The 25,857-nt window shown below is 40.9% G+C and carries 20 protein-coding genes; 10 read left to right on the top strand and 10 right to left on the bottom strand.

Annotation, left to right across the window (positions count from 1 at the left end; genetic code table 11):
• The first annotated feature begins 251 nt into the window (after window positions 1–251).
• From NQT69_RS13810 to NQT69_RS13795, 4 genes are all read left to right on the top strand, one after another.
• A complete protein-coding gene (locus NQT69_RS13810) occupies window positions 252–3,200 on the top strand; it encodes a TonB-dependent receptor (RefSeq protein WP_256828268.1) in 2,949 nt (982 codons plus the stop codon).
• A 76-nt stretch (window positions 3,201–3,276) separates the two neighbouring features.
• The gene (locus NQT69_RS13805; protein ID WP_256828267.1) at window positions 3,277–4,830 is read left to right on the top strand and encodes a tryptophan halogenase family protein; all 1,554 of its coding nucleotides are present in this window, start codon (window positions 3,277–3,279) and stop codon (window positions 4,828–4,830) included.
• 15 nt (window positions 4,831–4,845) lie between these two features.
• On the top strand, window positions 4,846–5,571 hold the full coding sequence (locus NQT69_RS13800; RefSeq protein ID WP_256828266.1) for a SapC family protein: 726 nt from the start codon (window positions 4,846–4,848) through the stop codon (window positions 5,569–5,571).
• Window positions 5,571–6,596, top strand: a complete 1,026-nt coding sequence (locus NQT69_RS13795; RefSeq protein WP_256828265.1) for a cupin-like domain-containing protein — start codon at window positions 5,571–5,573, stop codon at window positions 6,594–6,596. Before NQT69_RS13800 ends, NQT69_RS13795 begins: the two co-directional genes overlap by 1 nt.
• Before the next feature lie 89 nt (window positions 6,597–6,685).
• Here NQT69_RS13795 and NQT69_RS13790 read toward each other — a convergent pair whose 3' ends face one another.
• From NQT69_RS13790 to NQT69_RS13780, 3 genes are read right to left on the bottom strand one after another with little or no spacing between them, the layout of a single operon-like run.
• The gene (locus NQT69_RS13790) at window positions 6,686–7,717 is read right to left on the bottom strand and encodes a glycoside hydrolase family 16 protein (RefSeq protein ID WP_256828264.1); all 1,032 of its coding nucleotides are present in this window, start codon (window positions 7,715–7,717) and stop codon (window positions 6,686–6,688) included.
• The gene (locus tag NQT69_RS13785) at window positions 7,708–10,227 is read right to left on the bottom strand and encodes a glycoside hydrolase family 3 protein (RefSeq protein ID WP_256828263.1); all 2,520 of its coding nucleotides are present in this window, start codon (window positions 10,225–10,227) and stop codon (window positions 7,708–7,710) included. The genes NQT69_RS13790 and NQT69_RS13785 overlap by 10 nt, the downstream gene beginning before the upstream one ends.
• A gap of 13 nt (window positions 10,228–10,240) precedes the next feature.
• Window positions 10,241–11,500, bottom strand: coding sequence for a sugar MFS transporter (locus tag NQT69_RS13780; RefSeq protein WP_256828262.1), 1,260 nt, complete (start codon window positions 11,498–11,500; stop codon window positions 10,241–10,243).
• Between the two features lie 272 nt (window positions 11,501–11,772).
• On the opposite strand from NQT69_RS13780, the gene NQT69_RS13775 reads away from it, so the two are divergent.
• Genes NQT69_RS13775 through NQT69_RS13765 form a run of 3 tightly spaced genes read left to right on the top strand, consistent with a single transcriptional unit; the run spans window position 11,773 to window position 15,436 of the window.
• Window positions 11,773–13,065 carry a GH1 family beta-glucosidase gene (locus NQT69_RS13775; RefSeq protein ID WP_256828317.1) on the top strand — a complete coding sequence of 431 codons (1,293 nt, stop codon included), beginning with the start codon at window positions 11,773–11,775 and terminating at the stop codon, window positions 13,063–13,065.
• Window positions 13,066–13,080: 15 nt separating this feature from the next.
• Complete coding sequence (locus NQT69_RS13770) at window positions 13,081–14,424, top strand: glycoside-pentoside-hexuronide (GPH):cation symporter (RefSeq protein WP_256828261.1); 1,344 nt, start codon at window positions 13,081–13,083, stop codon at window positions 14,422–14,424.
• Between the two features lie 10 nt (window positions 14,425–14,434).
• Complete coding sequence (locus NQT69_RS13765; protein WP_256828260.1) at window positions 14,435–15,436, top strand: LacI family DNA-binding transcriptional regulator; 1,002 nt, start codon at window positions 14,435–14,437, stop codon at window positions 15,434–15,436.
• Here the strand turns inward: NQT69_RS13765 and NQT69_RS13760 are convergent.
• From NQT69_RS13760 to NQT69_RS13740, 5 genes are read right to left on the bottom strand one after another with little or no spacing between them, the layout of a single operon-like run.
• Window positions 15,423–17,396: a response regulator gene (locus NQT69_RS13760; RefSeq protein WP_256828259.1), complete on the bottom strand. Its 1,974-nt coding sequence runs from the start codon at window positions 17,394–17,396 to the stop codon at window positions 15,423–15,425. The two genes, NQT69_RS13765 and NQT69_RS13760, sit on opposite strands and share 14 nt — an antisense overlap.
• 12 nt (window positions 17,397–17,408) lie before the next feature.
• Window positions 17,409–17,870, bottom strand: coding sequence for a response regulator (locus NQT69_RS13755; RefSeq protein WP_256828257.1), 462 nt, complete (start codon window positions 17,868–17,870; stop codon window positions 17,409–17,411).
• 11 nt (window positions 17,871–17,881) lie between these two features.
• Window positions 17,882–19,354, bottom strand: coding sequence for a sensor histidine kinase (locus NQT69_RS13750; RefSeq protein WP_256828255.1), 1,473 nt, complete (start codon window positions 19,352–19,354; stop codon window positions 17,882–17,884).
• 22 nt (window positions 19,355–19,376) lie between these two features.
• The gene (locus NQT69_RS13745; protein WP_256828254.1) at window positions 19,377–19,586 is read right to left on the bottom strand and encodes a histidine kinase dimerization/phospho-acceptor domain-containing protein; all 210 of its coding nucleotides are present in this window, start codon (window positions 19,584–19,586) and stop codon (window positions 19,377–19,379) included.
• Window positions 19,587–19,602: 16 nt separating this feature from the next.
• The gene (locus tag NQT69_RS13740; protein WP_256828253.1) at window positions 19,603–20,943 is read right to left on the bottom strand and encodes a sigma-54-dependent transcriptional regulator; all 1,341 of its coding nucleotides are present in this window, start codon (window positions 20,941–20,943) and stop codon (window positions 19,603–19,605) included.
• 153 nt (window positions 20,944–21,096) lie between these two features.
• On the opposite strand from NQT69_RS13740, the gene NQT69_RS13735 reads away from it, so the two are divergent.
• On the top strand, window positions 21,097–21,609 hold the full coding sequence (locus NQT69_RS13735) for an NUDIX hydrolase (protein ID WP_256828252.1): 513 nt from the start codon (window positions 21,097–21,099) through the stop codon (window positions 21,607–21,609).
• A 247-nt stretch (window positions 21,610–21,856) separates the two neighbouring features.
• The gene (locus NQT69_RS13730; RefSeq protein ID WP_256828251.1) at window positions 21,857–23,233 is read left to right on the top strand and encodes an NAD-dependent succinate-semialdehyde dehydrogenase; all 1,377 of its coding nucleotides are present in this window, start codon (window positions 21,857–21,859) and stop codon (window positions 23,231–23,233) included.
• A gap of 24 nt (window positions 23,234–23,257) precedes the next feature.
• On the opposite strand, the gene NQT69_RS13725 is transcribed toward NQT69_RS13730, so the two are convergent.
• Together NQT69_RS13725 and NQT69_RS13720 are read right to left on the bottom strand one after the other, a co-directional pair.
• Complete coding sequence (locus NQT69_RS13725) at window positions 23,258–24,349, bottom strand: endonuclease/exonuclease/phosphatase family protein (protein WP_256828250.1); 1,092 nt, start codon at window positions 24,347–24,349, stop codon at window positions 23,258–23,260.
• A gap of 103 nt (window positions 24,350–24,452) precedes the next feature.
• Window positions 24,453–24,854 carry a hypothetical protein gene (locus tag NQT69_RS13720; protein ID WP_256828249.1) on the bottom strand — a complete coding sequence of 134 codons (402 nt, stop codon included), beginning with the start codon at window positions 24,852–24,854 and terminating at the stop codon, window positions 24,453–24,455.
• A gap of 169 nt (window positions 24,855–25,023) precedes the next feature.
• Between NQT69_RS13720 and NQT69_RS13715 the strand changes: the two genes are divergently transcribed.
• Window positions 25,024–25,674 (top strand): hypothetical protein, encoded by a 651-nt coding sequence (locus tag NQT69_RS13715; RefSeq protein WP_256828248.1) that lies wholly within the window; start codon window positions 25,024–25,026, stop codon window positions 25,672–25,674.
• Window positions 25,675–25,857: the final 183 nt, after the last annotated feature.

The raw sequence follows: 25,857 nt of genomic DNA, 5'->3' as shown, positions 1-25,857 counted from the left end.
TTTTGCCACATATTTACCACAATACGAGGTATTTAATTAAATTAAGCAGATAAATAACTCTTATAAATACAGATAGATAACCTTTAATACCTAATTTAAAAACTGATTTTAATTGACGTGAGTTTTACTTTCTACTAACTTATTGTAAGCGCTTACATTAACAAAAGTCGGGTTCGGCGATTTTTTTTAACATCCATGTAAGCGCTTACAAGACAACAATCATAAAAGATAAAACAAATCTGGAGATTTGCATGAACCACACATTTTTTAAGAAAAATCAGCTTGCCGTTAGCCTATCAATGGCTATGGGTTTAAGTGCATTGGCATCTCATAACGCTGTCGCCGAAGAAGAGCCCGCAACTGCAAATGATATGGAAGTTATTCAAGTTTCAGGCATTCGCGGTAGTCTAGTTAAGTCTATGGACATAAAACGCCAATCGGCAGGTGTTGTTGACGCAATTACATCTGAAGACATTGGTAAATTCCCTGATACTAACCTTGCTGAGTCGCTGCAACGGATCACAGGTGTATCAATCGACCGTAGTAACGGTGAAGGGAGTAAAATTACTGTACGCGGCTTTGGCCCTGAGTTTAACTTAGTCACACTCAATGATCGTCAAATGCCTACAACTGGCGGGCGTTCGTTTGATTTTGGTGATATCGCTACAGAAAGTGTAAGCGGTGTCGAAGTTTATAAAACGGCTCGCGCAGATGCATCTAGTGGCGGTATTGGCGCAACAGTTAACATCACAACAGCTAAGCCTCTTTCAAATCCGGGCATGCACGCATCAATCGGTGCTAAAGCCGTAATGGATACTTCAAACGAAACCGGCAGTGACGTAACGCCTGAGCTTTCAGGTATTTATAGCAATACATTTAATGATGACAAATTTGGAATCTTGATTTCAGGCTCTGTACAAGAGCGCGACAATCGTGAGCAATCAATGGCGGTTGATAACTGGATCCCTGATGTCGATTTATCTACTTCTCCAAACCTTGCCCTAACTGATAATAATCAACGTGCTGATGGTTCAACTTGGTATCCGCAAAACGCAGGGTATGCATTTTCAGACAATAGCCGTAAACGTACAAACGGCCAATTAGTTCTGCAATATGCGCCAACAGATAACATTACCGCAACGGTTGATTACACCTATTCGAAGCTTGAATTTGAAAAAGACGGTCGTAGCTTTGGCTTATGGTTTAACAATGGCGGTAACGTAAATGCTGCTACCATCAATGAAAACGGCACCTATACACAAGTAACTGAAGTGGGTGGCGACTACTCTACCAACTTAAACCAAGGCCAAACTGAAAACGAAAACAAATCTCTTGGTTTTAATATTGATTGGCAAGTAACGGATACCCTAAACATTGAGTTTGACGCTCATAGTTCATCAGCAACGAGTGCAGGTGTTGGTATTGGCCAAGATGCATTTATGATCATAGGTAACACCTCATGTGATTGGTGTGATAACCCGACCGTTAATATCGATGAAAAAATGGCAGACTTTAGCCAAGGTGAAATCCCACTGATTGATATGACCTTAACAAATGGCCAAGCTGAAATTTTACCAAGTGACATGGGTAGCTTATTTGCCGGTGTAAATAAAGACGAAAATACTAATGACCTTGACCAGTTTCAGTTAAAAGGTACTTGGTTTAATGAAGACAGTGGCGCTTTAGCAAGTATTAACTTTGGTGTATCTCATACTAAAATTGATTTTCGTACTACGACTTCCTATTCAGGGCAATTGGCAGCAGGTTGGTGGACTAAATCAGCTGATTGGTATGACGACAGCTTATTCTCTCGTGTAGATAGCTCAGGCCTTCTGGATGGATTCTCAGGGGGTGGTAGTGATAAGTTATTAAACTACTATTACGATGCTGATTTTGACCAAATCGTTGCCATTGCAGAAAGTATTGACTGCGATCATCCAGATGCTGGCTTAGGTGCATGTACGTGGCCTGCTGATGTGAATGGTCAAGTGCAATCAGGTCCAATTGATGATGATCACCGTGTTAGTGAAAAGACCTTAGCATTTTATATGCAAGCTAACTTTGAAACTGAATTCAATGGTATGCCAGTAAACATCACCACAGGTTTACGTTATGAGCAAACAGATGTGTCATCTAGCAGCCTTGAACGTCCAGCTATCAATATGGAATGGGTTAATGGTAACGAATGGTCGTATATTTATGCTGATGAGCGCTCTTTCTCAACAGGTGAAGGCACAACTAAAGAATTTTTACCAAGCTTTGATATGAACGTTGAAGTGGTTGAAGATGTGCTTGCACGTTTCTCTTACAGCAGAAGTTTAGCGCGCCCTCCAGTTAGCGCACTTCGCTCAACAACATCGTTCTTAGGTAACCCTAAAGTAGGCCAACGTAAAGTGGCTGTAGGTAACCCTGCTTTAAAACCATATACAGCTGATAATATCGACTTATCACTAGAATACTATTACGGTGAAGGTAGCTACTTATCTGCTGGTTATTACCGTAAACAGGTTGAAAACTTCTTAGTGAATGTAACCACTGAAGAAACTATGGGCGATATTACGGATGCATTTATTGGTGAGCGTGCTGAGCAAGCTCGTGCAGATTTAGCTGAAGCAGGTATCCAACCTACGGATCAAGCAATCCACGACCAAATAAATGCTAACCTAGGTAACGAGTCTGGCACACCAATTTTAGGTGACTCTACAGACCCGTTAGCGACTTTTTATGTATCACGTGATACCAATGTTGAAACAGCAAACTTATGGGGTTGGGAGCTTGCTTCACAACATATGTTTGGTGATTCAGGTTTTGGTATTGCAGCTAATGCAACATTTGTATTTGGTGACGTTGAAGCCGATCGCGACACTATTGGTTACCAATTTGCGTTACCAGGCTTAAGTGATTCAGCTAACTTTTCTGCAATTTATGACTTAGATGGCTTATCAGCGCGTCTTTCTTATAACTGGCGTGATGAGTTTTTAACTGGTTTTGACCAACATTCTGCCCCTATTTTCACTGAAGCCTACGGCCAGTGGGATGTGAATGTAAACTACGCAGTTAATGAGCAATTTACGGTGTTTTTTGAAGGTTTAAATTTAACCGACGAAACACAACGTACTTACGTTCGTTACTCTGAGCAGTTACTCCGTGCTAATCAGTATGGTGCTCGATATAACATCGGTTTCCGTTACTCTTTCTAGCATTTTGTTGTCAAAAAGCCGCTTTATGCGGCTTTTTTTTGCTACGATATTTATAACTTAATCTTGGTAATTATTAATGGCGACATCCACAGTAAATCACATTGTTATTATCGGTGGCGGCAGCGCAGGTTGGTTAAGCGCAGGCTTAATTGCAGCTCAACCCCACTTAACTCATAACGCGAAAGTTACATTAATTGAATCACCCAATGTGCCCACCCTAGGTGTGGGGGAAGGAACTTGGCCAACCATGCGCCAAACCTTAAAGACTATTGGTATCAGCGAAACACAGTTTATTCGCCAATGTGATGCCTCGTTTAAACAAGGCTCACGTTTTGATGGCTGGAGCCATGATGAAAACGAGGGCCAAGCTAACGAGCATTACTACCACCCTTTTAGTTTACCTGTTGCCTACCAAAACCTGAATATTGCGCCCTATTGGTTTGCTCAACATGATGCAGTTAGCTTTAGCCATGCAGTATCAAGCCAAACTTATCTGTGCGATCATAACAAAGCACCGAAGAGCCATTTACACAGTGATTATCAAACCGTAGCTAATTACGGCTATCATTTAGATGCAGGGAAATTTGCACAACTATTGCAACAGCATTGCATTGATAAACTTAATGTTAATCATATTATCAGCCATGTTGATGACGTGATTAATGATGATGATAATTACATTAGTGCCGTGCAAACGCGTGATCATGGGCTAATAACTGGCGACTTATTTATTGATTGTTCAGGCCATCACGGTCGTTTAATTGAGCAACACTATAAAGTTGCGCTACAAAGCCAAGATCATATTTTATTTAATGACCGCGCAGTCGCGGTACAAGTCCCCTATGCCAACAATGAACAAGAAATACTTTCTTATACCAAAGCAACGGCTCAAGACACAGGTTGGATTTGGGATATAGGCTTACAAAGCCGCCGTGGTGTAGGTATGGTGTATTCAAGTAAATTTGAAACCACCCAAGGCGCTAAAGACAAGTTAATTAGCTATTTAAACAAAACCCAGAGTCATTTATCGCTTGCTGAATTAACAATTCGTGAGCTTAAGTTTACCCCAGGTTACCGTGAGCATTTTTGGCATAAAAACTGTATTGCTATAGGTATGTCAGCGGGCTTTATAGAGCCACTTGAAGCCTCTGCACTTGTAATGGTAGAGCTGAGTTTAAACAACTTATTAGCGAATTTTCCAACACATAAGAACGCCATGCCACAGCTTGCGCAGCGCTTTGATCAACAAACACATTACCGCTGGCAACGAATCATTGAGTTTTTAAAACTACATTATGTATTATCAAAGCGCACTAGTGAGTATTGGCAAGCTCACCGAGCTCCCAATGCAGCACCCAGAGCGCTGATTGACAACCTAACACTGTGGCAATACCAAAGCCCGTGGTTAAATGATTTTGACCGTGCACAAGAGGTGTTTTCGTCAGCGAGCTATCAATACGTTTTATATGGCATGAAACATTTACCGCAGTTTCCAGCAATGAAAATGCCTGCCGCTGTGATAGAACATTTTACCAAGAGCCAGCAAGAGGCTAAGCAGGGATTGGCAAAGTTACCCACGAATCGCCAATTACTTAATCATATTCAAAAATTTGGCTTACAGCCGATTTAACATGCAGGAGGCCCTATGGCCAACCACGTTTTACTTGATAATATTAGCCACAAAGATTTAAAGGTGATCACTGAGCGCGGCGCTAAATGGGGTGACTCAATAAGTTGCTGCACCATTTTCCCCAACGAATTCACTAAAGTTCAAGCACAGCAACCGATTGTATTTCGTAAACACCCACACACAGGCCAGTTTGAGGCTCTAGCATTATTTGGTTTTGAAAATGGTGAGAACCTATTACTTGATGAGAAAAATAACTTAACTCTTAATTATTTACCATTAAGTATGCAACGCCAACCATTTCTTATTGGCCAGCAAACCCAGTACAACCAAGGAGTGCCTGAGCAGTCATTAGTCGTGCACTTGGACTTAGACAGCCCGCGCGTTAATCAGCAGCAAGGTGAAGCTATATTTTTGGAGCACGGCGGTAACAGTGACTATTTAAATCACATTGCCCAAGTACTTAATACACTGCATATTGAGAACCAAGCGCTGCCGGCCTTTTTTGAACAGCTTCTAGCGTTTAATTTAATCGAGGCATTTTCAATTGAGTATCAACAAAAAGAGGGTGAAAAAGTCACGGTAGGTGGTTTTTATACACTCAACCAACAAGTACTAAACTCACTTAGTAGTGAGCAGTTACAAACCCTTCAGCAAACTGGCTACCTTCAAGCCATTTACATGGCAATTGCCTCGCTTGAGCAAATCCCAGCTTTACTCAATAAGAAATGGGCCAAGCAGTAATGCAAAGTGCAGCAGACCTAATTACGCAGCAAGTCAGGCAATGTCATATAGATGATATTAAGGACTTGTCTGCTTTTTTAGCTGAGCAAACAACCCCTATCGTAATCAAAGGTGTATGCGCACACTGGCCGATGGTCCAGAGCGCGCAAAACGGTGACATTCAAGCGCTAAAGTATTTAACAAATATTGCAAGTGATGCGCCAGTACGTGCATTTTCAGCGCCTGCACAAGTGCAAGGCCGCTACTTTTATAATGCTGATATGACTGACTTAAATTTTACTCAATACGCGAGTAATTTGTTGGCATTGCTTAAGACATTGCAGCAAGCATTAACAATAGACACGCCAGATTCATACTATATGGGGTCTACAGCTTGTGATTATTGCGCGCCGGCGTTTACTGCTGAGAACCCGTTACAAGTAACAAATCACGCTTGCTTAAAAAGCTTATGGGTGGGAAACCACAGCCGTATTGCAGCTCATTACGACAATGCAGATAACCTTGCCTGTGTTGGTGCTGGTAGCCGTGAGTTTATTTTATTTCCCCCTGCTCAAATCGATAACCTGTACATAGGGCCTTTAGAGTTCACTCCTGCAGGGCAAGCTATTAGCTTAGTTGATTTTACAGCTCCAGACTTTAATCGCTTCCCGCGCTTTAAAAATGCACTTAACAGCGCACAAATAGCCAAACTTGAGCCCGGCGATGGCATATTCATACCCACCCTTTGGTGGCACCACGTAAGCGCTAATAGCCACTTTAACGTACTGGTGAATTACTGGTGGCGACAAGCTGCTGATTACTTAGCTAATCCGTTCGATGCCATGCTACACAGTATGCTAGCAATAAAAGATTTACCACAATCTCAGCGAGAGCATTGGCAGCAATTTTTTACCCATTATGTATTTAGTGATAACAAAGAGTTGGGCGCTGAAGTAGCACCGCATGCTAAGGGAATTTTGGGGGATATTGATGAGCAAACAGCGCGTAGAATCCGCCAACTGTTGTTACAAAAACTAAATCGTTAAACTCCCTTTTAGTCCATAGAGATTGAGTCAAAAGCCAGTCAATGTAACGAGTTCGGCGATACAAAGACTGGCTCAAGACTCAAAGCTTTTTACTTGCGCTTACCTATAATTTGCTTCGCGCTAGGTTGGTATGTCGCACACCCTTGGCCTGTTTGTGGATTAACAGAGCATTGAAATACACGAACATAATCCACTAGCATTTGTTTTTCAAAACCGCTTTTATCCACCCCTTTGTCATTAACATTTGCAGGCCAATTACCGCCAATTGCAAAATTAATTAACAGATGAAAGCGTTTATCAAAAGGAGCAAAACCGGTATTTTCTACAAAAGAGCCATCATCTTGCTGAGTTGTTGAATACCATTGCTTACTTTCAAATGTGGCAAAATGCACATCATCGACATACCAACGAATTTCATTCTCTTGCCATTCAATGGCATAAGTATGAAATACATCAGCAGGGTTTTGATCAGCAGTAAATGTGTAAGGCAAGCCACTATAAACATTTTCAGGGGCTGGGCCGCCATAATGCAAGGTGCCATGAATACGGCTTTCAAGGGTGCCTACTGGGGCTGCTTTATCATCGGTTAGGGTTTTTAAGTTCACCGCTTCCATGATGTCGATTTCACCTGATGATGCCCACGTGCCATATTCCCAATCAGTAGGTAACATCCAGATAGCAGGCCAGGTTCCCTGCCCAGCAGGCAGCTTTGCACGAACCTCAATACGAGCATAGCGCCAGTCACCTTTTCCTTTCGTTCTAAGCCTGGCTGATGTAAAAGGTTGGGTTCTTTGCAACTTAGCCCGTGCATTACTGGTAAGTTCATCTGTATTATACAAAGGGCCAGTGTAATCTTCTTTTCTTGCAACAATATGCAATAAGCCATCTTTGAGGTAACTATTTTGCGAGCGTGCGGTGTAGCACTGTAACTCATCGTTACCGCCACCATGGCAATTTACTTCGTGTTGCCACTTAGTTAAGTCAATCTTTGTGGCATTGAACTCATCTTGCCACACCAACTGCCAACCCTGACCAATACTGGCCTGAGTTGGCTGAGAAGTGTGTTGGCAGGCACTTAATGCCCCTACCAACATAATGACCCAACATGACTTTACTGACATGAAATAGTGTTTTCGGTTACTTTTTCACTGGTTACACTCAACTTAGCAACTGATACTTGCCATGGCGCTGAGGTAGAAAGCTGCCAAGGTGAAAATACCTGCGATAAATTAACGCCTTGCTGGGTAAAGCAAGCTAAATCAACATTCACAGTTTGCCATTGGTTGGTGTTTTTAAGCTGCGCTGCAATATCAAATTTGCCTTGGCAACCTTCGCCGCATTGCATACCAAGCCAAAGTGGCGCATCGGCACCTTGATCTACCTTAATTTGCATTTGTAGTTGGCCTGATTTTTCAACGTATGAGCGTAAATCAGAAGGAAATGCTGCCATTAAGCGTACTGCTGCAGACTCTGTACCGCTAAATACTATCGCACGGGCATCTTCTTGCACGTCTTTATCAAAGGTTTTAACACTAACTGCACCAACAGATTCACGGCTACTTGCCATGGTTTTTTGCTGCTCACCACTTTGTAATACTAAGCTCCAAGGTGCTTTAACGGCACGCTCAAATAACACTAAGTCTTCGAGTTGTTCTGTTGCATTGCTTTGCTCAGCTAAATCATCTGCAAGGGTATTTTTATCTGCATACGTTAAGCCAAAGCCATAAGGTAATAATGGCGCGTAGTCAGCATCGCCTCTATTTTCGTTATCAATTGGGTTATTAGGCCACGAAAATGATAGCTTGCCTTTAAAGTCATGATTCACAGAGCCATCAATATTAGTAAATAATACATCACTGATGGCATCGCCTTCACTTCCTGGTAACCAAGTTGCTACAAAGGCATCACTGGCATTGAGCTCTGCGTTTACCCACATAGGACGACCGCTAATAAATAGCGATACAACAGGAATACCGGCATCTTTAAACTTACGTAATAATGCTAAATCAGTTTTATTACCTCGTTGGTATTCAAGGTTATCTAAGTCCCCATTACCTTCAGCGTAAGGTTGTTCTCCAAATACAACGATTGCAACGTCAGGACGTGTATCAAACTCACCGTTCAAGTCATACGCGACTTGCCCACCGGCTTGATTAACCTTTTTTGCAATCCCATCTAAAATAGATGTGCCACCAGGAAAGTCACTGTTTTCATTACCCGTTCCTTGCCATGTAATACTCCAACCCCCCGATTGCATACCAATGTTATCGGCACCTAAACCAGCGACCAATACATTTGCTTTAGGTGAAAGAGGTAACAATTGTGCTTTATTTTTTAGTAAGACTAGTGATTCGCGTACAGCTTGTTTAGCAATTGCACGATGCTCTTTACTGCCGATAACCTCTGTTTTTCCTGATAATGGGCGTTGTGCTGGGCTTGGCTTATCAAATAACCCTGCACGCATTTTCACTCGTAGAATACGTGTTACCGCATCATCAATGCGTGATTGCGCAATCGCACCGTCCTTAACCTGGGTTATTAAGTTTTCATATAATGGCTTCCACGCATCAGTCGGCACCATGTATACGTCAAGGCCTGCATTTGCAGCTTGCGCACAATTACCATTTGTACAGCCCGGGATTTGTCCGTGGCCGTTCCAATCACCAACAACAAAGCCATCAAATCCCATTTTGCCTTTTAACACGTCAGTAAGAAGATACTTACTGCCATGTATTTTCTCGCCATTCCAGCTGTTAAAAGACGCCATGACAGTCTGCGCCCCTGCCCCTAAACCGCCTACATAACCTTGAGCATGAATATTGAATAAGTCAGCTTCACTATCAATATTATTACCTTGATCATCACCACCTTGTGTACCACCATCACCTAAGAAGTGTTTTACTGTGCTGATCACACGCTTATCAGATAAGAAGTCTTGATCCACAGCGCCCTGTAAGCCTTTTACAATGGCAGCAGAATACTCTTTTACAATTTCAGGGTCTTCTGAGTAACCTTCGTAAGTGCGACCCCAGCGGTCATCACGCACAACAGCAACGGTAGGTGCGAATACCCAATCAATCCCCGTCACCATAACTTCTTGTGCTGTAGCAGCTGCAATTTTTTCAATCAAGGCAGGATTATTGGTCGCACCTAGACCGATATTATGGGGGAATAAAGTTGCGCCAATAACGTTATTATGACCATGTACGGCATCTGTGCCCCACATGGTCGGAATACGACTACCATCAAGTGAATCATCGATTGATGCTTGGTACATTTTTTCAGCTAAATCTATCCAATCAGCCGCACTGGCATGTTTGTTATTATTTGGAAAAGCTCCACCACCATTTAAATACGAACCAAATCCGTATTTACGCATATCTTCTACTGTAATATCGCGTATTTCTGGCTGTATCATTTGCGCTATTTTTTGCTCAAGTGTCATGCTTGATAATAGCTCTGCTATTTTCGCTTCCATCGCAGCATCATCTTGAATACCTGTGGTGATCATTGGCCAAATGTCTTGCTCAACCGCATCTTTAGTTTGCACCTGATCAGACCCAGTACAGCCGTTCATCGCTATTGTCGCAATCATCAGCGCCGAAAGTGTGAATGGTTTTTTTAATGTCATGTTTTGCACCTAATTATGAATGACGAGTTGAAGATACTTTTGAGCCAAAAAGCGCAAAGTAAGTGATATAAATATAACAACCAATTGGTAATAACAGCGCTAACTGCACGCCAATGCTATCAGCTAGCATGCCCTGTAATAGTGGTATGATTGCGCCACCAACAATGGCTAAACATAAAATGCCTGAACCCTGAGAGGTGTATTTACCTAACCCCTGTAGAGCTAAGCTAAAAATAGTTGGGAACATAATTGAGTTACATAAGCCAACTAACAAAATAGCCCACATGGCAAGCGATCCTTGCCCTGTCATAGCAACTAAGATAAGCACCACAGCTAAAACAGCATGGCAAGCAAGTACAATATGTGCATTTACTTTTTGCATGATAACCGCACCAGCAAAGCGCCCTATCATCGCACCAGCAAAATAATAACTAATATAATGAGCAGCCTGTTGCTCACTCATAGCAGCAATGTGATCGAGAGTTAAAAACCCCACTAAAAAACTGCCGATTGCTACCTCAGCGCCAACATAAACAAAAATACCTAGGGCACCAAAAATAAGGTGGCGATATTGCCAAACGCTACCTAAATCAACGAAGTTTTCATCGGCTTGAGTATTCTCATTAGCATCAGCTTTACCAAGCTTTGGTAGCTTTAAAAATGCAAATATAACAGCTAAAATCAATAAGCTGGCTGATAAAATCAAGTAAGGCATTTTTACTTGTTCAGCCGTTGCTTGACTTACTTCACTAAGAATTAACCAGCCACCAAATATAGGCGCTACAGTGGTGCCTAACGAGTTGAATGCTTGTGTCATTGTTAAACGTGATGATGCTGTTTTGGCTGAGCCCAACACACTCACATAAGGGTTTGCAGAGACTTGTAAAATAGTTATACCGCTAGCTAAAACAAATAATGCAAATAAGAACAGCTCGTATACATGAGCATCTGCCGCAGGGTAAAAAAGTGCGCAACCAATGGCCGCAACAACTAAGCCCACAACAATGCCATACTGATAGCCAATTTTACTTACCAGCTTACCCGCCGGAATAGACATGATGAAATAAGCACCAAAAAAGCAAAATTGCACTAACATGGCTTGGGTATAATTGAGCGAGAACATTCCTTTTAAATAAGGAATTAAAATATCGTTTAAACAGGTAATAAAGCCCCACATAAAAAACAATGTGGTCAGTGACGCTAAAGCAAATGTTTGCTTAGGCATCTCCTGTACTTGGCTGTGGTGATTTGTTGTCAAAGGCGCTTGTGCCATAATATATCTCTAATTAATTATTAATTATCAGTTCATTACACGTATTTAGATGCTTTAGATCTAGATTTAAAAAGCAAATAATAGTTGCAACATAAAATGTAAGCGCTTACATTTATATCATATAAATCGGATTTAGCAATTTATTTACAACAATATTGTAAGCGCTTACATAAACCCGCTATGCTGTATTTAACCTTACATGCATTGCCATTAAAAGTTAGAGGATACCCCTAACCGTGTTTAAAACAATTTCTTTGCCCAGCCATTCTGCGATGTTAAAACCAGCTTTTACCTTTGGTGTTGCTACTGCGTCATTCCAAATAGAGGGGGCTCGCGACTCACGCCTTGCGTGTATTTGGGATACATTTTGTAAGCAACCAAATGCAATTGCTGATCAAAGCGATGGTGATATCGCATGTGATCACATCAATTTGTGGCAACAAGATGTAGAGATGATTGCTGATTTAGCCGTTGATGCCTACCGACTGTCTATTTCGTGGCCGCGTGCACTTAACCAAGACGGTACTGTCAATCAACAAGGGCTGGGGTTTTACCGTGATCTATTAACGGCTTTAAAAGCGCGTAATATAAAAACCTATGTCACTTTGTATCATTGGGATTTACCTCAATACTTAGAAGATCAAGGTGGCTGGCAAAACCGTGATACAGCTTATGCGTTTGCAGCATACGCAGATATAGTCAGTAAAGAACTAGCTGGACTTGTTGATTCCTACGCCACGCTAAACGAGCCGTTTTGCAGTGCCTACTTAGGATATGAAATTGGCGTACACGCTCCAGGGATCAAAAGCCAAAAAGCAGGCCGTCAAGCTGCACATCACTTATTACTAGGACATGGCCTTGCCATGCAAGCATTACGTAAAAACTGCCCTGATACTGAAGCGGGTATTGTACTTAACTTTAGTCCAACCTACCCACTCACAGCGGATGACAAGTTAGCCGCATTTCAGGCTGATCAATATCATAATCAATGGTATATAAAAGCGATTATAGATGGCCAATACCCCTCGCTACTGAATGAATTACCAGAGCACGTACAACCTGATATTCAGCCGCAAGATATGGTAATAATAAGCCAACCTATCGATTATTTAGGGGTCAATTATTACACCCGCATCCATTATAAATGTACTGCTGATAATTGGTTTGAAGAAGCCAACTTAACTAATGTGCCGATTACAGATATGGGTTGGGAAGTATACCCACAAGGCTTAACTGAGCTGCTGGTATCATTAAATGAGCTTTATACTTTACCGAAAATTTATATTACGGAAAACGGTGCTGCAATGGCTGACAGTGTTCATGACAATCAAGTGCTCGATTATGATCGTGTAAGCTATTATCATACCCACTTAAATGCTGTTAACGATGCCATAAACCAAGGCGTAAACGTACAAGGGTATTTTGCCTGGAGTTTAATGGATAATTTTGAATGGGCCTACGGCTATGAAAAGCGTTTTGGCCTCGTTTATATTAATTACCAAACTCAGCAACGTATACTTAAAGAAAGCGCGAAGCAATATTGTGCACTATTAAAACAACGCTAATAATGAGTACCTACCATGCTAACTAAAAAAGAAAAAATAGCCTACGGTTTAGGTGATACTGCAAGCAACATTATCTTTCAAACGGTAATGCTATTTTTAACTTTTTTCTACACTGATATTTTTGGTATATCACCGGCGGTGGTAGGCACATTATTTTTAGTGGTACGAATTGTTGACGCTGTCACAGATCCACTAATGGGCTCGCTTACGGATTCAACCCGTACTCGTTATGGCAGTTATCGCCCGTATTTACTGTGGCTAGCGGTGCCATTTGGGGTGATCAGTATTATCACCTTTACCACACCAGAGTTATCTCCAACGGGGAAAGTGATTTATGCGTTTATTACTTACACCCTGTTAATGCTAGTTTATACCGCAATCAATATTCCCTACTCCGCTCTTGGTGGTGTACTGAGTAAAGATCCAAATGAACGAGTATCCATTCAATCATATCGCTTTGTATTTGGTATGCTTGGTGGCCTCATCGTCAGTAGCTGTACATTGCCACTTGTGGATTGGCTCGGTAAAGGCGATAACGCGTTAGGCTACCAGCTAACCATGGTACTGATGAGTTGCTTCGGTGTTGGGTTATTTCTTATTTGTTTTAAGTTCACTAAAGAGCGCGTGAGTGCAGCACAAAACACCCAACTTAAGCTCAAAGAACAAATGGCCATAGTATGGAAGAATGGCCCATTTAGAATACTCTGTGGCGCTTCAATTATGCTATTAACTAGCATGGTACTGCGCACAACTCTCGCTATCTACTATGTAAAATATGTACTTGGTGAAGCTGATTTAGTAACTCAATTTGTCACTCTTGGCATGATAGGTAATATTTTAGGCTGCGCGTGTGCACAACCATTAAGTAAATATGTAGATAAAAAACGAGCTTATATTTATCTACAATATATTTCAGCCGCTATCAGCTGCGTTGCTTTTTGGTTACCCGGTGAAAACCTGTTTTTAGCTTTTTTAGTCTATTTTTTATGGTGTTTTTTCACTCAAATGGCAACACCATTATTGTGGGCAAAAATGGCCGACACCATCGACTATGGGCAATGGCAAGATGGCCAACGGTTAACCGGCTTAGTCTACGCTAGTGTAGTATTCTTTATTAAACTTGGTTTAGCTCTGGGTGGCGCAAGTGCTGGCTGGTTGCTTGCTTATTACGGATACCAAGCTGACAGTGAAATTTCACAGGCAACAAAAAATGGCATACTCACATCGTTTACTCTCTACCCTGCTATTGGCAGTATCCTTGTCGCCTTAATCATGAAAAGGTATATTCTGGATAACAAAACCGTACAACAAATAAATGCTGATTTAACAGCGAGAAATAAAGCGTCTTCTGATACGTAAAAGGAATAACATGGCCACCATTTATGAGGTGTCAAAGCTTGCGGGAGTATCGCTAGCAACTGTCTCAAGAGTTATGAATAACAATGTCAATGTCACTGATATAACTCGTAAAAAAGTCATGTCTGCAATGACAGAGCTTGGCTATCGACCCAATTCAATTGCGCAATCGCTAGCCTCTAATTGCTCAAACAGTGTTGGCTTATTAGTGTCTGAACTATCCGGGCCATTTTACGGGCCTATGATGGGCGGTATTGAGAATACTTTTCGTGATCAGGGTAAGCACGTCATTATTGCAGCAGGCCATAGTGATAAAAAGCGCGAAGAGCAAGCGATTGAATTTTTAATTAGCCGCAATTGTGATGGTCTAATACTGCATGTTGAAGCTGTCACAGACGAGTACTTAATAAAACTCAGTAAAGGTAAAACGCCTTTTGTACTGTTAAATCGTTATATCAGTGAGCTTGCTGAACGCTGTATTATTTTAGATAACGTTCATGGTGGCTATTTAGCGACTAAATATATTTTAGAGCAAGGCCATACAGACATTGCTTATATAAGCGGTCCTCTTTGGAAAAAAGATGCTCAAGATCGCCTTTCTGGACATAAAAAAGCCTTACAAGAATTTAACCATGCCTTTGATGAACAATTACTCTATGAAGGAGACTTTATGGAAAATAGTGGTGCTCAAGGGTATACCCAACTACACAACAGCCCTCATCAATTTACTGCGTTAATTTGTGCCAACGATGAAATGGCTACAGGGGCTATGGCAAGCGCAAGAGAGTGTGGAGTTACTTTACCTAACGAGCTTTCAATAATTGGATTTGATAATGTGTTTTTCACACGTCACGTATATCCGCCATTGAGTACCATTAACTACCCTATCGACGAGATGGGGAATATGGCTGCGAACTGGATTTTAAGTAACGTGTATCAAAAGACCACAGCAGAATTACAAACCGTGTTCAAACCTGAGCTTATTATTCGCCAGTCTATAATCAAACATCAATAAGATCTGACAATAACGCTAAATTAATTGGTTTTAGCAATACCTGTTCAATTTTGAGCTGCTCTATTTGGATTGGATCAGGTTCAACACCGCTGACAATTACTCGCTTTAAATGTGGGTAGTGTTGTTTCACATATTGTGCAAGTTCAAGGCCGCTGCCATCAGGCAAGTGCATATCTAAAAGTACCTTATCGTAATTGGCATCGGTTTTGAGCATGGTCATACATTGCTCAAAACTGTCTGCAATCGCGGTTTCTACCCCTAAACTTTCTAGCAACAACTGTGTTATTTGAGCAGCGTCAGCATCGTCTTCCACTAATAAATACCGTGATGTTGCAGTGGCTTCAGCGTCTTTTTTAACTTTTTCGGTATTCGCAACAACAGGCTTACGAGTTTCCGTTAAATAGCCCTGTAAGCATTGATAAAGCAAGCTGGCATCAACCGGCTTACCTATCACATCATTAAACCCTAACGCTGTCAGTTCGCTATGTATCCCTTTCATTGTAGCTGCGGTAAGCGCAATGATGGCGCCAGCAAAACCCATTTTTCTAAGTTCGATTGTGGCTTCTTTACCGCCCATTACTGGCATATGAATGTCTAAAAATACAATATCATAGGGTTGCCCCTGTTGCTGTGCTCTGTTTACTTTATCTAATGCTTGTTTACCATGCTCGGCATAATCTACTTTCGCACCTGCAGATGAAAGCATATGACCAACCAGAACACGTAAATCTCGTAAGTCATCGACCACTAACACTCGCCCTGACACTTGGCATGGTGCTGTTTTTTGCTGCATATTGGGTGTCAAATCGAGTTTAAGCACATGACGCTCAACGTCTTTAATATTGCCAGGATACAATGAAATGGTAAATTCTGAGCCTACTCCGACTTCTGACTCAAGAGAAATCCCTCCTTGCATCCGATTTAACAGCTCTGAACAAATAGCAAGCCCTAGACCTGCTCCACCTACAGAGCGTGATTCTACATCGGCAATTTGCTCAAACGGCTTAAATATTAATTCTTGTTTTTCTTTGGCGATGCCTAAGCCTGAGTCTTTGATACTAAAAAATAGCATTTCTTTGTTATCAACAATCTGAGTCCATGCACGGACGATAATTTCACCTTGCTCAGTAAACTTAATCGCATTATTGATAATATTAATCAGAATCTGTCTAAATCGAGTGGCATCAATACTGACCACCAAGGGCAACGGATGTAATGATTCAAAGCGTAGGGATAACCCTTTATCGAGAGCTGAAACACGCATTAAGGTAAACACATCGGCCATTAAGCTATCTAGGTTGACATCCGCGCACGTTAGTTCAAGCTTATCTGCGGCAATTTTAGAAAGATCGAGTACATCATTTAACAGGCTTAAAAGGTGCTTACCATTTCGGTAGATAACTCCCAACTCATGGCCTGCTGTTTCATTACACTCACTTTGCATGAGTAACTCGGTGTAACCTAAAATTGATGATAACGGCGTGCGTAATTCATGACTTAAATGCGCTAAGAAACGGTCTTTTGAGCGGTTTTCTGCTTCGGCTTTAAGTCGTTCTATTCGCTCATCTTCTATATCACGTCTGGCTAATGCATAACGTATAGACCGTGCAAAGCGACTGTTACTCATTTCGCTTTTAACCAAGTAATCTACGGCGCCCGCATCCAGGGCAGCAGAGTCCAGTGCCTCATTAGATTGGCCTGTGAGCATAATGATAGGACCTGTAAAGCCATTTTCAATGGCTTGCTTGAGTACGACTAAGCCATCAGAAGCACCCAATCGATAATCAAGCAAACAAATGTCATGCTGATTTTTACTCAGCATTGCAACGGCCTTTTCAGGCTCACTGATCCAATCAATGTCAAATGTATGCGAACTAAGCTGCTCTAAGTAATCACATGTAAGAATATAATCATCTTCATCATCTTCAACCAGTAACAGTTTAGTCGCTTTATCTAACATTTTTTCTCCGTTTTAATCATTAAACGTACTTGGCAGCTCAACGAACTCGACCCAGTATCTGCCTAAAGTTTTCATAAGATCCACTAAACCTTCAAATGTAACAGGTTTAGTAATATAGGATGCTGCGCCTAAGTCATAGCCTTTAACCATGTCTTCTTCTTGTTTTGAAGTTGTTAAAATTACAACAGGGATGCCTTTTAAATTTGGGTTAGCTTTAATTGCTTGTAAAGCCTCTCGTCCATCCATTCTTGGCATATTTAAATCTAACAGAATTAAACCTGGTCGCGGCGATGCATCTTTTTCTTCGTACTTGCCCTTTCGTTCAAGATACTCTAATAACTCAACACCATCTTCAACGAAGTGTAAATCGTTTATTACTCGGCTTTCAGCTAGTGCATCTTGCGCCAATAAGCGATCATCTTCATCATCATCAGCCATCAAAATGGTGATAGGTTTTACTTTGTTTAATGGCATTAAGCCTCTCCTTACAATGTGAAAAGCTCAGCTTCCACAGGTAGTTTAATGATGAAAGTTGCACCTTCACCGTCCTGACTTTGTGCCGTTATCGTTCCGCCATGACGCTCAACAATACGTCGGCATACAGATAACCCAATACCTGTACCTTTGTACTGTGAACGCCCATGCAGGCGCTGAAACGGAACAAAAATTTTATCTGCGTATTCATCGGAAAAACCAATGCCATTATCTTTTACTGTAATAATTTGCCACTCGACTTCAGTATTAAGATCGTCGCTAAACTCTTTTCTATGCTCATAATCAACATGAATAATAGGCGCAACATTTTCGCGTCTAAATTTTATCGCGTTTGAGAGTAGGTTCAAAAATAACTGATGCATCTGGCTAGTATCTGCCTGAATGACCGGCATGTCACTTACATGAATACAAGTATTTGACTCTTGTATCGCAATTTCTAAATCACTCTGTATCTCATCTAACACGACTTTTAAGTCAGTATCAACAAAGTCTTTGCCTCTGGTGGTCACTCGAGAAAATTCAAGTAAGTCATTAATCAAGTTAGACATGCGTTGCGCAGCATTTTTCATTCGCGCAATATAATCTATGCCCTTTTCGCCAAGTTCATCCTTAAACATGGTTTCTAAACGATCGCTAAACGCCTGTATTTTACGCAGCGGCTCTTGCAAGTCATGACTTGCAACAAACGCAAAGTCTTCAAGCTCCCGGTTACTCCGGCTAAGCTCTTCAGAATATAAAGTCAATTCTTGAGTACGCTCAGTTACTTTTGAAGCTAGTGTTTCATTTTGTACTTCTAGTTCGGCTCTGTATTTAGCTGACTCACGAAGGTTGATCCGAGTAAGAACAAACATGCCTATGATAAGTAAAGCACTGGTAAATGCAGTAATAGCAAATGTAATTTTTGCTTCTTTTTTGATTTGCCCCAGCTTTCTAAATTGAGCGAGCTTAAAGGCTGATTCTGCATCTTGGATCTCATCGGCTAGCACGCGAATTTCTCGATAAAGATTCCGCCCTTGGTGGGTTTCAAGTAAATAATGAGCACGACGTTCTTTGTCGGCTAATGCAAGTTCTGCAGTACGCTTTAATACCGAGACTTTGTCATCCACCAAGTGTAACAAGGTTGCTACTTTTTCTGGCTGACCATCAATTTCAGAGCGCAAGCCTCTCACTAGTGCAGCTTGTGAATTTAACTGCTTGATTGCATCATAGTATGGCGCTAAATAATCATCTTCACCAGTAAGTAAATAACCCCGCTGCCCCGACTCAGCTTGCACCACTGACAAGTGCAGCTTTTCGATAGCAGTATTCAACATTCCGGTATCATCTAAGCGTTGCTGAGTTTGGGTTAAGCTTTGAATTGTATTAACAGCCAAAATAGCGTTACCCACCACAATACACAGCACCACAGCGATAAAACTTGCCCAAATAATGTTAGTTTTACCCTGTTGCTTTTGTAGCTTCATTTACTTTCCTTTATCATGAAATTTACTCAGTTGAGTTTAAGTCTGAAATATCTTGTAAGCTCTCGCTACACTGCTGACAGTTGGCAATAATTTTATCAAGGGCTGCCAGTGCCTTTTCTTTTGGCATGTCATTTTCAAGTACTAATTTAATCAGCTCAGCGTTCATTGAAATGCGATTCAAAGGTGCCCGTGCATCATGAACCAGCGTTCTTAATGTTTCGTTATTACTCATGAATCTCCCAGATTTTTTAACTATATTCACCGATGCCACCATAGGCATTTAAACGGTTATACAAGGTTTTTGTACTGATCCCGAGCATTTGTGCAGCTAGCGTTTTATTGCCTTGCACTTTGTCTAACGTAGCGTGGATCAGCTCTTTCTCAACTTCTTCAATCGTTTGCCCAGCACTCACTTGATTAGCTTGAGTTTGCTTATTGACTCGAGAAAAAGGTGACTCTAAGTTTGGCGGTAAGGTAATACTTTTACCCTTTGGATCACTCATAATAAAAGCGCGGTGAATAGCATGGCGAAGCTCACGGACATTCCCTGGCCAATCATAACTTTCGAGTTCTTTTAATTGGCTGGTTTGCCATTTAAAATCGGTGCCATTTTCATCGTTCAGCTGCTCTAAAAATGCTTTAGCTAACAATGGGATGTCTTCTTTACGATCACGTAATGCAGGGATATCGATTGGAAAAACAGCAAGACGAAAGTAAATATCTTCACGAATAATATTATTTTGTGCTAAGTCAGTCAGCGAACGGTTTGTTGCTGAGATAACTCTACAGTCAACAGGTAGTTCTTTGTTACCACCAACGCGGGTTACTTTTTTGCTTTCAAGCACGCGTAATAAATTAGGCTGCATATCAATCGGCATTTCAGTTACTTCATCTAGAAACAAAGTGCCTGTAGCGGCTTGCTCAAATACCCCTTCTTTGCGCGCGATTGCGCCGGTAAAAGCGCCTTTTTCATGACCAAATAATTCGCTGCCAATTAACTCTTTTGATAATGCACCACAGTTAGTCGCAACTAATGGACCAGCACATTGACTTGCATTATGAATAGCTTGGGCAACCACTTCTTTACCAGCACCACTTTCACCCATTAGCATCACGTTAGCGTTGGTGCTTGCGACCCGCTCAATCATGGTATACAGCTGTTGCATTACCGGTGATTCACCAATCAAGGTGCCAAAATGCTTATTAACACTTGGTTTTGATTTTTTCTTTTCAGTATTTTTTTTAGGGTTTAAAACCCGCTCAATGTCTTCACGTTGTAATGGCTTAACTAAATGGCCGACATTAGGCGCGCACATCTCGGCTAATTTGCCTTTTACCGATGGGTGCCCTGAAATTAATGTAATTTTCGGTGTTTGCCCAATACTTTCTAAATGATCTACTAAATGCAAGCCACTGCCATCAGGCAACATAAAATCTAAAAACACATGGTCAAAAGTGTTGTTAACAAACCACTCTTGAGCTTCAGCTAAATTAGCTGCTGTATCTATGTTGTGGCCTAAAAACTCAACAATATGACAGACTACTTCACTAAACTCGCTGTCATCGTCGACTAAAAGTATGTTTAACATGATTTATCCCTATGCTTTTTATTATCCACCAGCCTAACATGTTAGGTACCAATTTATTATGCTAAATCGATTCTTAACTGAAAATTTACGAGTATCAAATTAATTTAGATCACTTTAGCGTATAATTTTATTAAATAAATTTTTAGGACCTTTATGCGCCATCTCAAAACTTATGTTCATCCAAGTGTAACTCCTACTAACCCAAATCAGTTCACACGCTTAACCAGTCGCGCCATTGCCCTTAAGGGTGATAATATTTTACTAATGTATACAGCGCGTTATCAAGACTACAGTTTACCTGGCGGTGGGGTCGATGAAGATGAAAGCATTGAACAGGGTTTAATTCGTGAATTACAAGAAGAAAGCGGTGCGCAGAACATCAAAGTAACCGGTGAGTTTGGCCTATATGAAGAATACCGCCCTTGGTATAAAGATAACTTTGCTGTTATTCATATTAAATCGTATTGCTATTTTTGCGATATTGACGAACAGCTCGGTCAAGCTCAATTAGAGCATTATGAGCAACAAAATGGTATGCAAGCTAAATGGGTAAACATACATGAAGCTATTGCTCATAATGAACGCACAATGGCTAATAGTGACAAACAAGGGCTATCTATCGTTAGAGAAACCTATTTATTAAAAGAAATTGCTAAACAGCTTTAGTAACACGCACACTGAAGGCTTTTCGATACTAGCCAGTAAACGCACTATAAACTCATGTAACTTTTTCAGCGACCTGAATTTTTTACTGATATAAACTGTCCTTGTTAGAAAAACAGCCCCATAGCTGAATATAACAAAACAAAAAACCACATAATAAACATACAGTTAAAAACAAAACCCTCATTAACTGTGAGTTGGTGTTAGCTTTGCACACTCCTTATCTACTATTATTTGTAAGGAGATAAAAATGAGCAACACAGTAACAACTATCAACCCAGCGACTGAGCAAACTATTACTGATTATACCTTGCTTAGTTTAGAACAAGCACAAGATGAAGTAGATAAAAGTCATGAGGCTTTTTTACAGTGGCGTCATACCTCATTGACTGAGCGCGCAAAACACTTGAATCAACTCGCCCATGTATTTGAGCTGCAAAAGAAATCCCTTGCAGAGTTAATGACGCAAGAGATGGGTAAACTTTATCAACAAGGCTTACAAGAAGTCGAATTATGTGCAGCAATTTGCCGCTACAGCGCCGAACACGGACAAACACAACTAGCCGATGAAGAGCGGTCAATGCAAAATGGTCGTGCACTGATTAGCTACCAGCCAACCGGTGTATTGCTGGGCATTCAACCTTGGAACTTCCCGCTTTATCAAGTTATTCGTTATGCCGTGACCAATGTGATGGCAGGCAATACTGCAGTTCTAAAACATGCCGGCAATGTGTTTGGTATGGCTGAAAAAATAGAAGCTATGTTTATTGAAGCTGGCTTCCCAAACTATGTGTTTAAAAACTTACTGATTGATGGTAAAACCGCCAGCGAGCTTATAAGCCACAAAGCCATTCGCGGGGTCACATTTACAGGCAGCGATGGCACAGGTAAAAAGGTGGCAGAAGAAGCCGGTAAACATGTGAAGAAAACTGTATTAGAGCTTGGCAGCAACGATGCATACATGGTTTTAGCGGATGCTGATTTAGAGCTTGCGATTAAAACGTGTGTACAAGGACGCATGATAAACAACGGCCAAACATGTGTGTCGGCCAAACGCTATATAGTGGTCGACTCCTTGTATGATGAATTTAAAGCGGGCATCACTGAGCAATTTAAAGCGTTAAAGCTTGGCGATCCCATGGATGACAATACGGACCTTGGCCCGATGGCGCGAGAAGACTTAAGAGAAAAAATTCATCAGCAAGTACAAGAGTCTGTGGATGCTGGCGCCAATGTTGTTATTGGTGGTGAAATTCCTGAGCAAACAGGTTTCTTTTACCCTGCAACACTAATTGAAAATCTATCACCTGGCATGCCAGCGTATGATGATGAACTATTTGGCCCTGTGGCTTCACTGATAAAAGCCAAAGACAACGAAGATGCTATGCGCATAGCGAATGACTCTCGCTATGGCTTAGGCGGTGGCATTTTCTCTAAAGATGAAAAGAAAGCCATTGAACTGGCGAAAATGCATTTTGATACCGGTATGGTCAATATCAATGGTTATGGCTTAGCCCAGCCTAATTTACCCTTTGGTGGTGTAAAAGACAGTGGTTATGGCCGCGAACATGGTGGTTTCGGCATTCGTGAATTTGTGAATATCAAAACCATTATGATTAACAGCTAATGTTGTAAATAGCCGCAAGGGCCGTTAATGGCCCTTGTTACTTTTAAAGGTCGGCACTTGGTGCTTATCAACTTCGTCCATTTTTAGCTTTTCAGCAACCTCTAATGTATTTTCATCTTTATCTAACTCAGATTGTTGATCTGCATTTTGATATACCAACTCTGTTAATAAGGCAAAATGATCTGAGCCATACTTAGCTAATCGCTTAATACGCTTTACGGTAAAACCAGTACTGTGAAACAAATGATCTAACGGCCAACGCATAAAGAAGTAATCGGCATGAAAAGTATTAAAAAAGCCTCTACCTTTACGTGGGTCTAAAAAGCCACTGAGTTTCATAAATAATTGTGTAGTACGCGACCATGCAACATCATTTAAATCTCCAGCCACTATTACGGGTCTTATTGGGTCTTTCACTGCTTTAGCGACCATTATGAGCTCACTATCACGCGTGCGAGAAGTATCTTTTTCAGTAGGACTCGGAGGCTCAGGGTGAATAAAATGACCTTGCATAATTAGACCATCGGCATTTTCAAATAAAATGTGGATCGATGGGATATCTGCCGACACCAATTCGCACACCTTATGTTGAATAATTTTATATTTGCTAAAAATGTGCATGCCATAGCGGTTATCCTTTGGGCATGCAATACGGTAAGGGTAATCATCGTGCAGTGCCGTTAATTGCTCTTGCCACCAATCGTCACTTTCTAAAGTGACCAAAAGATCTGGCTCATATTGTTTAACCAGTGCAATTAAGTCTTTGCTGTTATGATTAGACATCAAGACATTCGCACTCATAATTCGCACACTATGCGCTGCATTTTTGTCGCTGCTTTTAACCTCTTTTTTACTAAGCCAAGTATATGGAAAAATCCACCAGCCCTGCATCAGTATCACTAAGATATTCAGCCCTAGGGTGACTAAAAAGATTGTCGGTGCTTGATTATTAATTATCGCAACAATACACGCGCACACCAGCACAATAATAGCACCATAAAAAACCTGTAAGCGGATAAAGTCGCCGCCTCTAACGGCATAATGCTGACTATATGAAAGGGGTAATATACTCGCTATAAGTAATACAACAGTTATTACAGTTAATAGAATAAACACACATCAATCCTTGTTGTTTTGTAAATTAAAAGCAAACACTTCCAGCATAGCAACTACAGATGAATCAGCAATGAAATCTTCCACTTATCAGCTTAAATAACATTTACCGTACTATAATCGACAGTATTTCGCGTGTATCTCTCATAAGGTGGTAAATTCGTTTATCTATCTCCAATACAACAACTCCTTTGCGTTTGTCGCGTTTTAAAAGCCTGCCACGGTTGTACACTTCTATGTCTAGCTTATCTCCTCGACGGTAGCTTTTACGTTTTGCCGAAACTGAAGGACGAGAATAACTTACTTTTTTATATAACCCAGAAGGCAACTTATAAAAGGTATCGTTAGATTTGTGTCGTTGTTTAGCTTTTTTATGTTGTTTGTGGTGATGCTTTTTATCATATTTATGTTCATACCTATCTTTATCATGTTTGTTGCTAGCTTTGCTCTCAAGGGGCAACATTAACAACCCGAATACCATCACAGAAAGTGCGATTACTTTTTTCATAATTTTTACCTCAGTGGTTTAACTTCTCTTAAGCTTAGCGAGTTAAGCTGAATCAAAAGTTAACTGAAATGTAAAGAATGTAAGGATAGTAAGTATTCACTCAATATTTTTCGGGCACTTTTTAGTGATAATAGGGTCATATAAAATCATCTTTTAAGGAACGTCTACTATGGCAAAATGGTGTTGGCCGCTGATAATTTCATTGTTTATTCACGCTGTCATTTTTGCCGTGTTAATGAACCGTGAAACGCCTTTATTACACCCAGTCGCCTCCCCTGCGATGAAAGCATATGTTGTCAGTTTGCCAAGTAAAATTCACTCAGCATCAACACAAACAGAAAACCCAGTTAAAACAGATAACCTCCTGCCCACCAAGGCAGCTGCGCCAGTCTCTAAAAAGTCAGTAGACACTAAAGTAAATAACAGCACTCAGCCCCCCATTGAAACAGCCAAAAGTAAGACTCACGAGTTCAAAAAGATAGATCTCAATAAAGGATTAAAAAGTATTAAGCAACAGTATCAAAGTACATATTCAACATCAGAAGTCGCTTCAGCGGCTACGACAACCTCCAACAGAATAACGGTACCTAAAGAACACGCCAAACCTGGGCAACCTATTTTAAAAGTTGAGCAGCAAAACATGCAATTCACCACCTATCGTAATGGTGATAAATGCTTTAAAAAAGTATTTATTGGTGGAGGCTCGTTGCCTAAAAATGATTTGCCCGATAGCTACTTAACCGGTAGCCAAGATTGCCCAAAAACTAAAATAACCCAAGCATATGATATCGCCATGGAAAAATGGCTAAATAAAAAGTAAGTGACAAACACTTTGAGGTTTGTTTAAAATAGCACCACTTACCTAATGGAGTTTGCGCATTAATGAATAACTAACACCTGTTGAAATTCGTTTTATTTATTTGAATTTACAGGGTTAGTGGGCGCAAAATTCGTCATAGTTCTAGCTATCAGATTACCTTATTTACCATTTTTGCGCGCCATG

The organism is Pseudoalteromonas shioyasakiensis, assembly GCF_024518675.1.
GTDB classification, from domain to species: Bacteria; Pseudomonadota; Gammaproteobacteria; order Enterobacterales; family Alteromonadaceae; genus Pseudoalteromonas; species Pseudoalteromonas shioyasakiensis_B.
Note: the sequence above shows the minus strand (reverse complement) of the source record. Positions and strands in the feature narration are given on the sequence as shown.

What these genes read in the sequence shown, in the direction of transcription:
- NQT69_RS13810 (WP_256828268.1), top strand. Translation starts at nt 252, where the DNA reads ATGAACCACACATTTTTTAAGAAAAATCAGCTTGCCGTTAGCCTATCA.
- NQT69_RS13805 (WP_256828267.1), top strand. Translation starts at nt 3,277, where the DNA reads ATGGCGACATCCACAGTAAATCACATTGTTATTATCGGTGGCGGCAGC.
- NQT69_RS13800 (WP_256828266.1), top strand. Translation starts at nt 4,846, where the DNA reads ATGGCCAACCACGTTTTACTTGATAATATTAGCCACAAAGATTTAAAG.
- NQT69_RS13795 (WP_256828265.1), top strand. Translation starts at nt 5,571, where the DNA reads ATGCAAAGTGCAGCAGACCTAATTACGCAGCAAGTCAGGCAATGTCAT.
- NQT69_RS13790 (WP_256828264.1), bottom strand. Translation starts at nt 7,717, where the DNA reads ATGTCAGTAAAGTCATGTTGGGTCATTATGTTGGTAGGGGCATTAAGT.
- NQT69_RS13785 (WP_256828263.1), bottom strand. Translation starts at nt 10,227, where the DNA reads ATGACATTAAAAAAACCATTCACACTTTCGGCGCTGATGATTGCGACA.
- NQT69_RS13780 (WP_256828262.1), bottom strand. Translation starts at nt 11,500, where the DNA reads ATGGCACAAGCGCCTTTGACAACAAATCACCACAGCCAAGTACAGGAG.
- NQT69_RS13775 (WP_256828317.1), top strand. Translation starts at nt 11,773, where the DNA reads ATGTTAAAACCAGCTTTTACCTTTGGTGTTGCTACTGCGTCATTCCAA.
- NQT69_RS13770 (WP_256828261.1), top strand. Translation starts at nt 13,081, where the DNA reads ATGCTAACTAAAAAAGAAAAAATAGCCTACGGTTTAGGTGATACTGCA.
- NQT69_RS13765 (WP_256828260.1), top strand. Translation starts at nt 14,435, where the DNA reads ATGGCCACCATTTATGAGGTGTCAAAGCTTGCGGGAGTATCGCTAGCA.
- NQT69_RS13760 (WP_256828259.1), bottom strand. Translation starts at nt 17,396, where the DNA reads ATGTTAGATAAAGCGACTAAACTGTTACTGGTTGAAGATGATGAAGAT.
- NQT69_RS13755 (WP_256828257.1), bottom strand. Translation starts at nt 17,870, where the DNA reads ATGCCATTAAACAAAGTAAAACCTATCACCATTTTGATGGCTGATGAT.
- NQT69_RS13750 (WP_256828255.1), bottom strand. Translation starts at nt 19,354, where the DNA reads ATGAAGCTACAAAAGCAACAGGGTAAAACTAACATTATTTGGGCAAGT.
- NQT69_RS13745 (WP_256828254.1), bottom strand. Translation starts at nt 19,586, where the DNA reads ATGAGTAATAACGAAACATTAAGAACGCTGGTTCATGATGCACGGGCA.
- NQT69_RS13740 (WP_256828253.1), bottom strand. Translation starts at nt 20,943, where the DNA reads ATGTTAAACATACTTTTAGTCGACGATGACAGCGAGTTTAGTGAAGTA.
- NQT69_RS13735 (WP_256828252.1), top strand. Translation starts at nt 21,097, where the DNA reads ATGCGCCATCTCAAAACTTATGTTCATCCAAGTGTAACTCCTACTAAC.
- NQT69_RS13730 (WP_256828251.1), top strand. Translation starts at nt 21,857, where the DNA reads ATGAGCAACACAGTAACAACTATCAACCCAGCGACTGAGCAAACTATT.
- NQT69_RS13720 (WP_256828249.1), bottom strand. Translation starts at nt 24,854, where the DNA reads ATGAAAAAAGTAATCGCACTTTCTGTGATGGTATTCGGGTTGTTAATG.
- NQT69_RS13715 (WP_256828248.1), top strand. Translation starts at nt 25,024, where the DNA reads ATGGCAAAATGGTGTTGGCCGCTGATAATTTCATTGTTTATTCACGCT.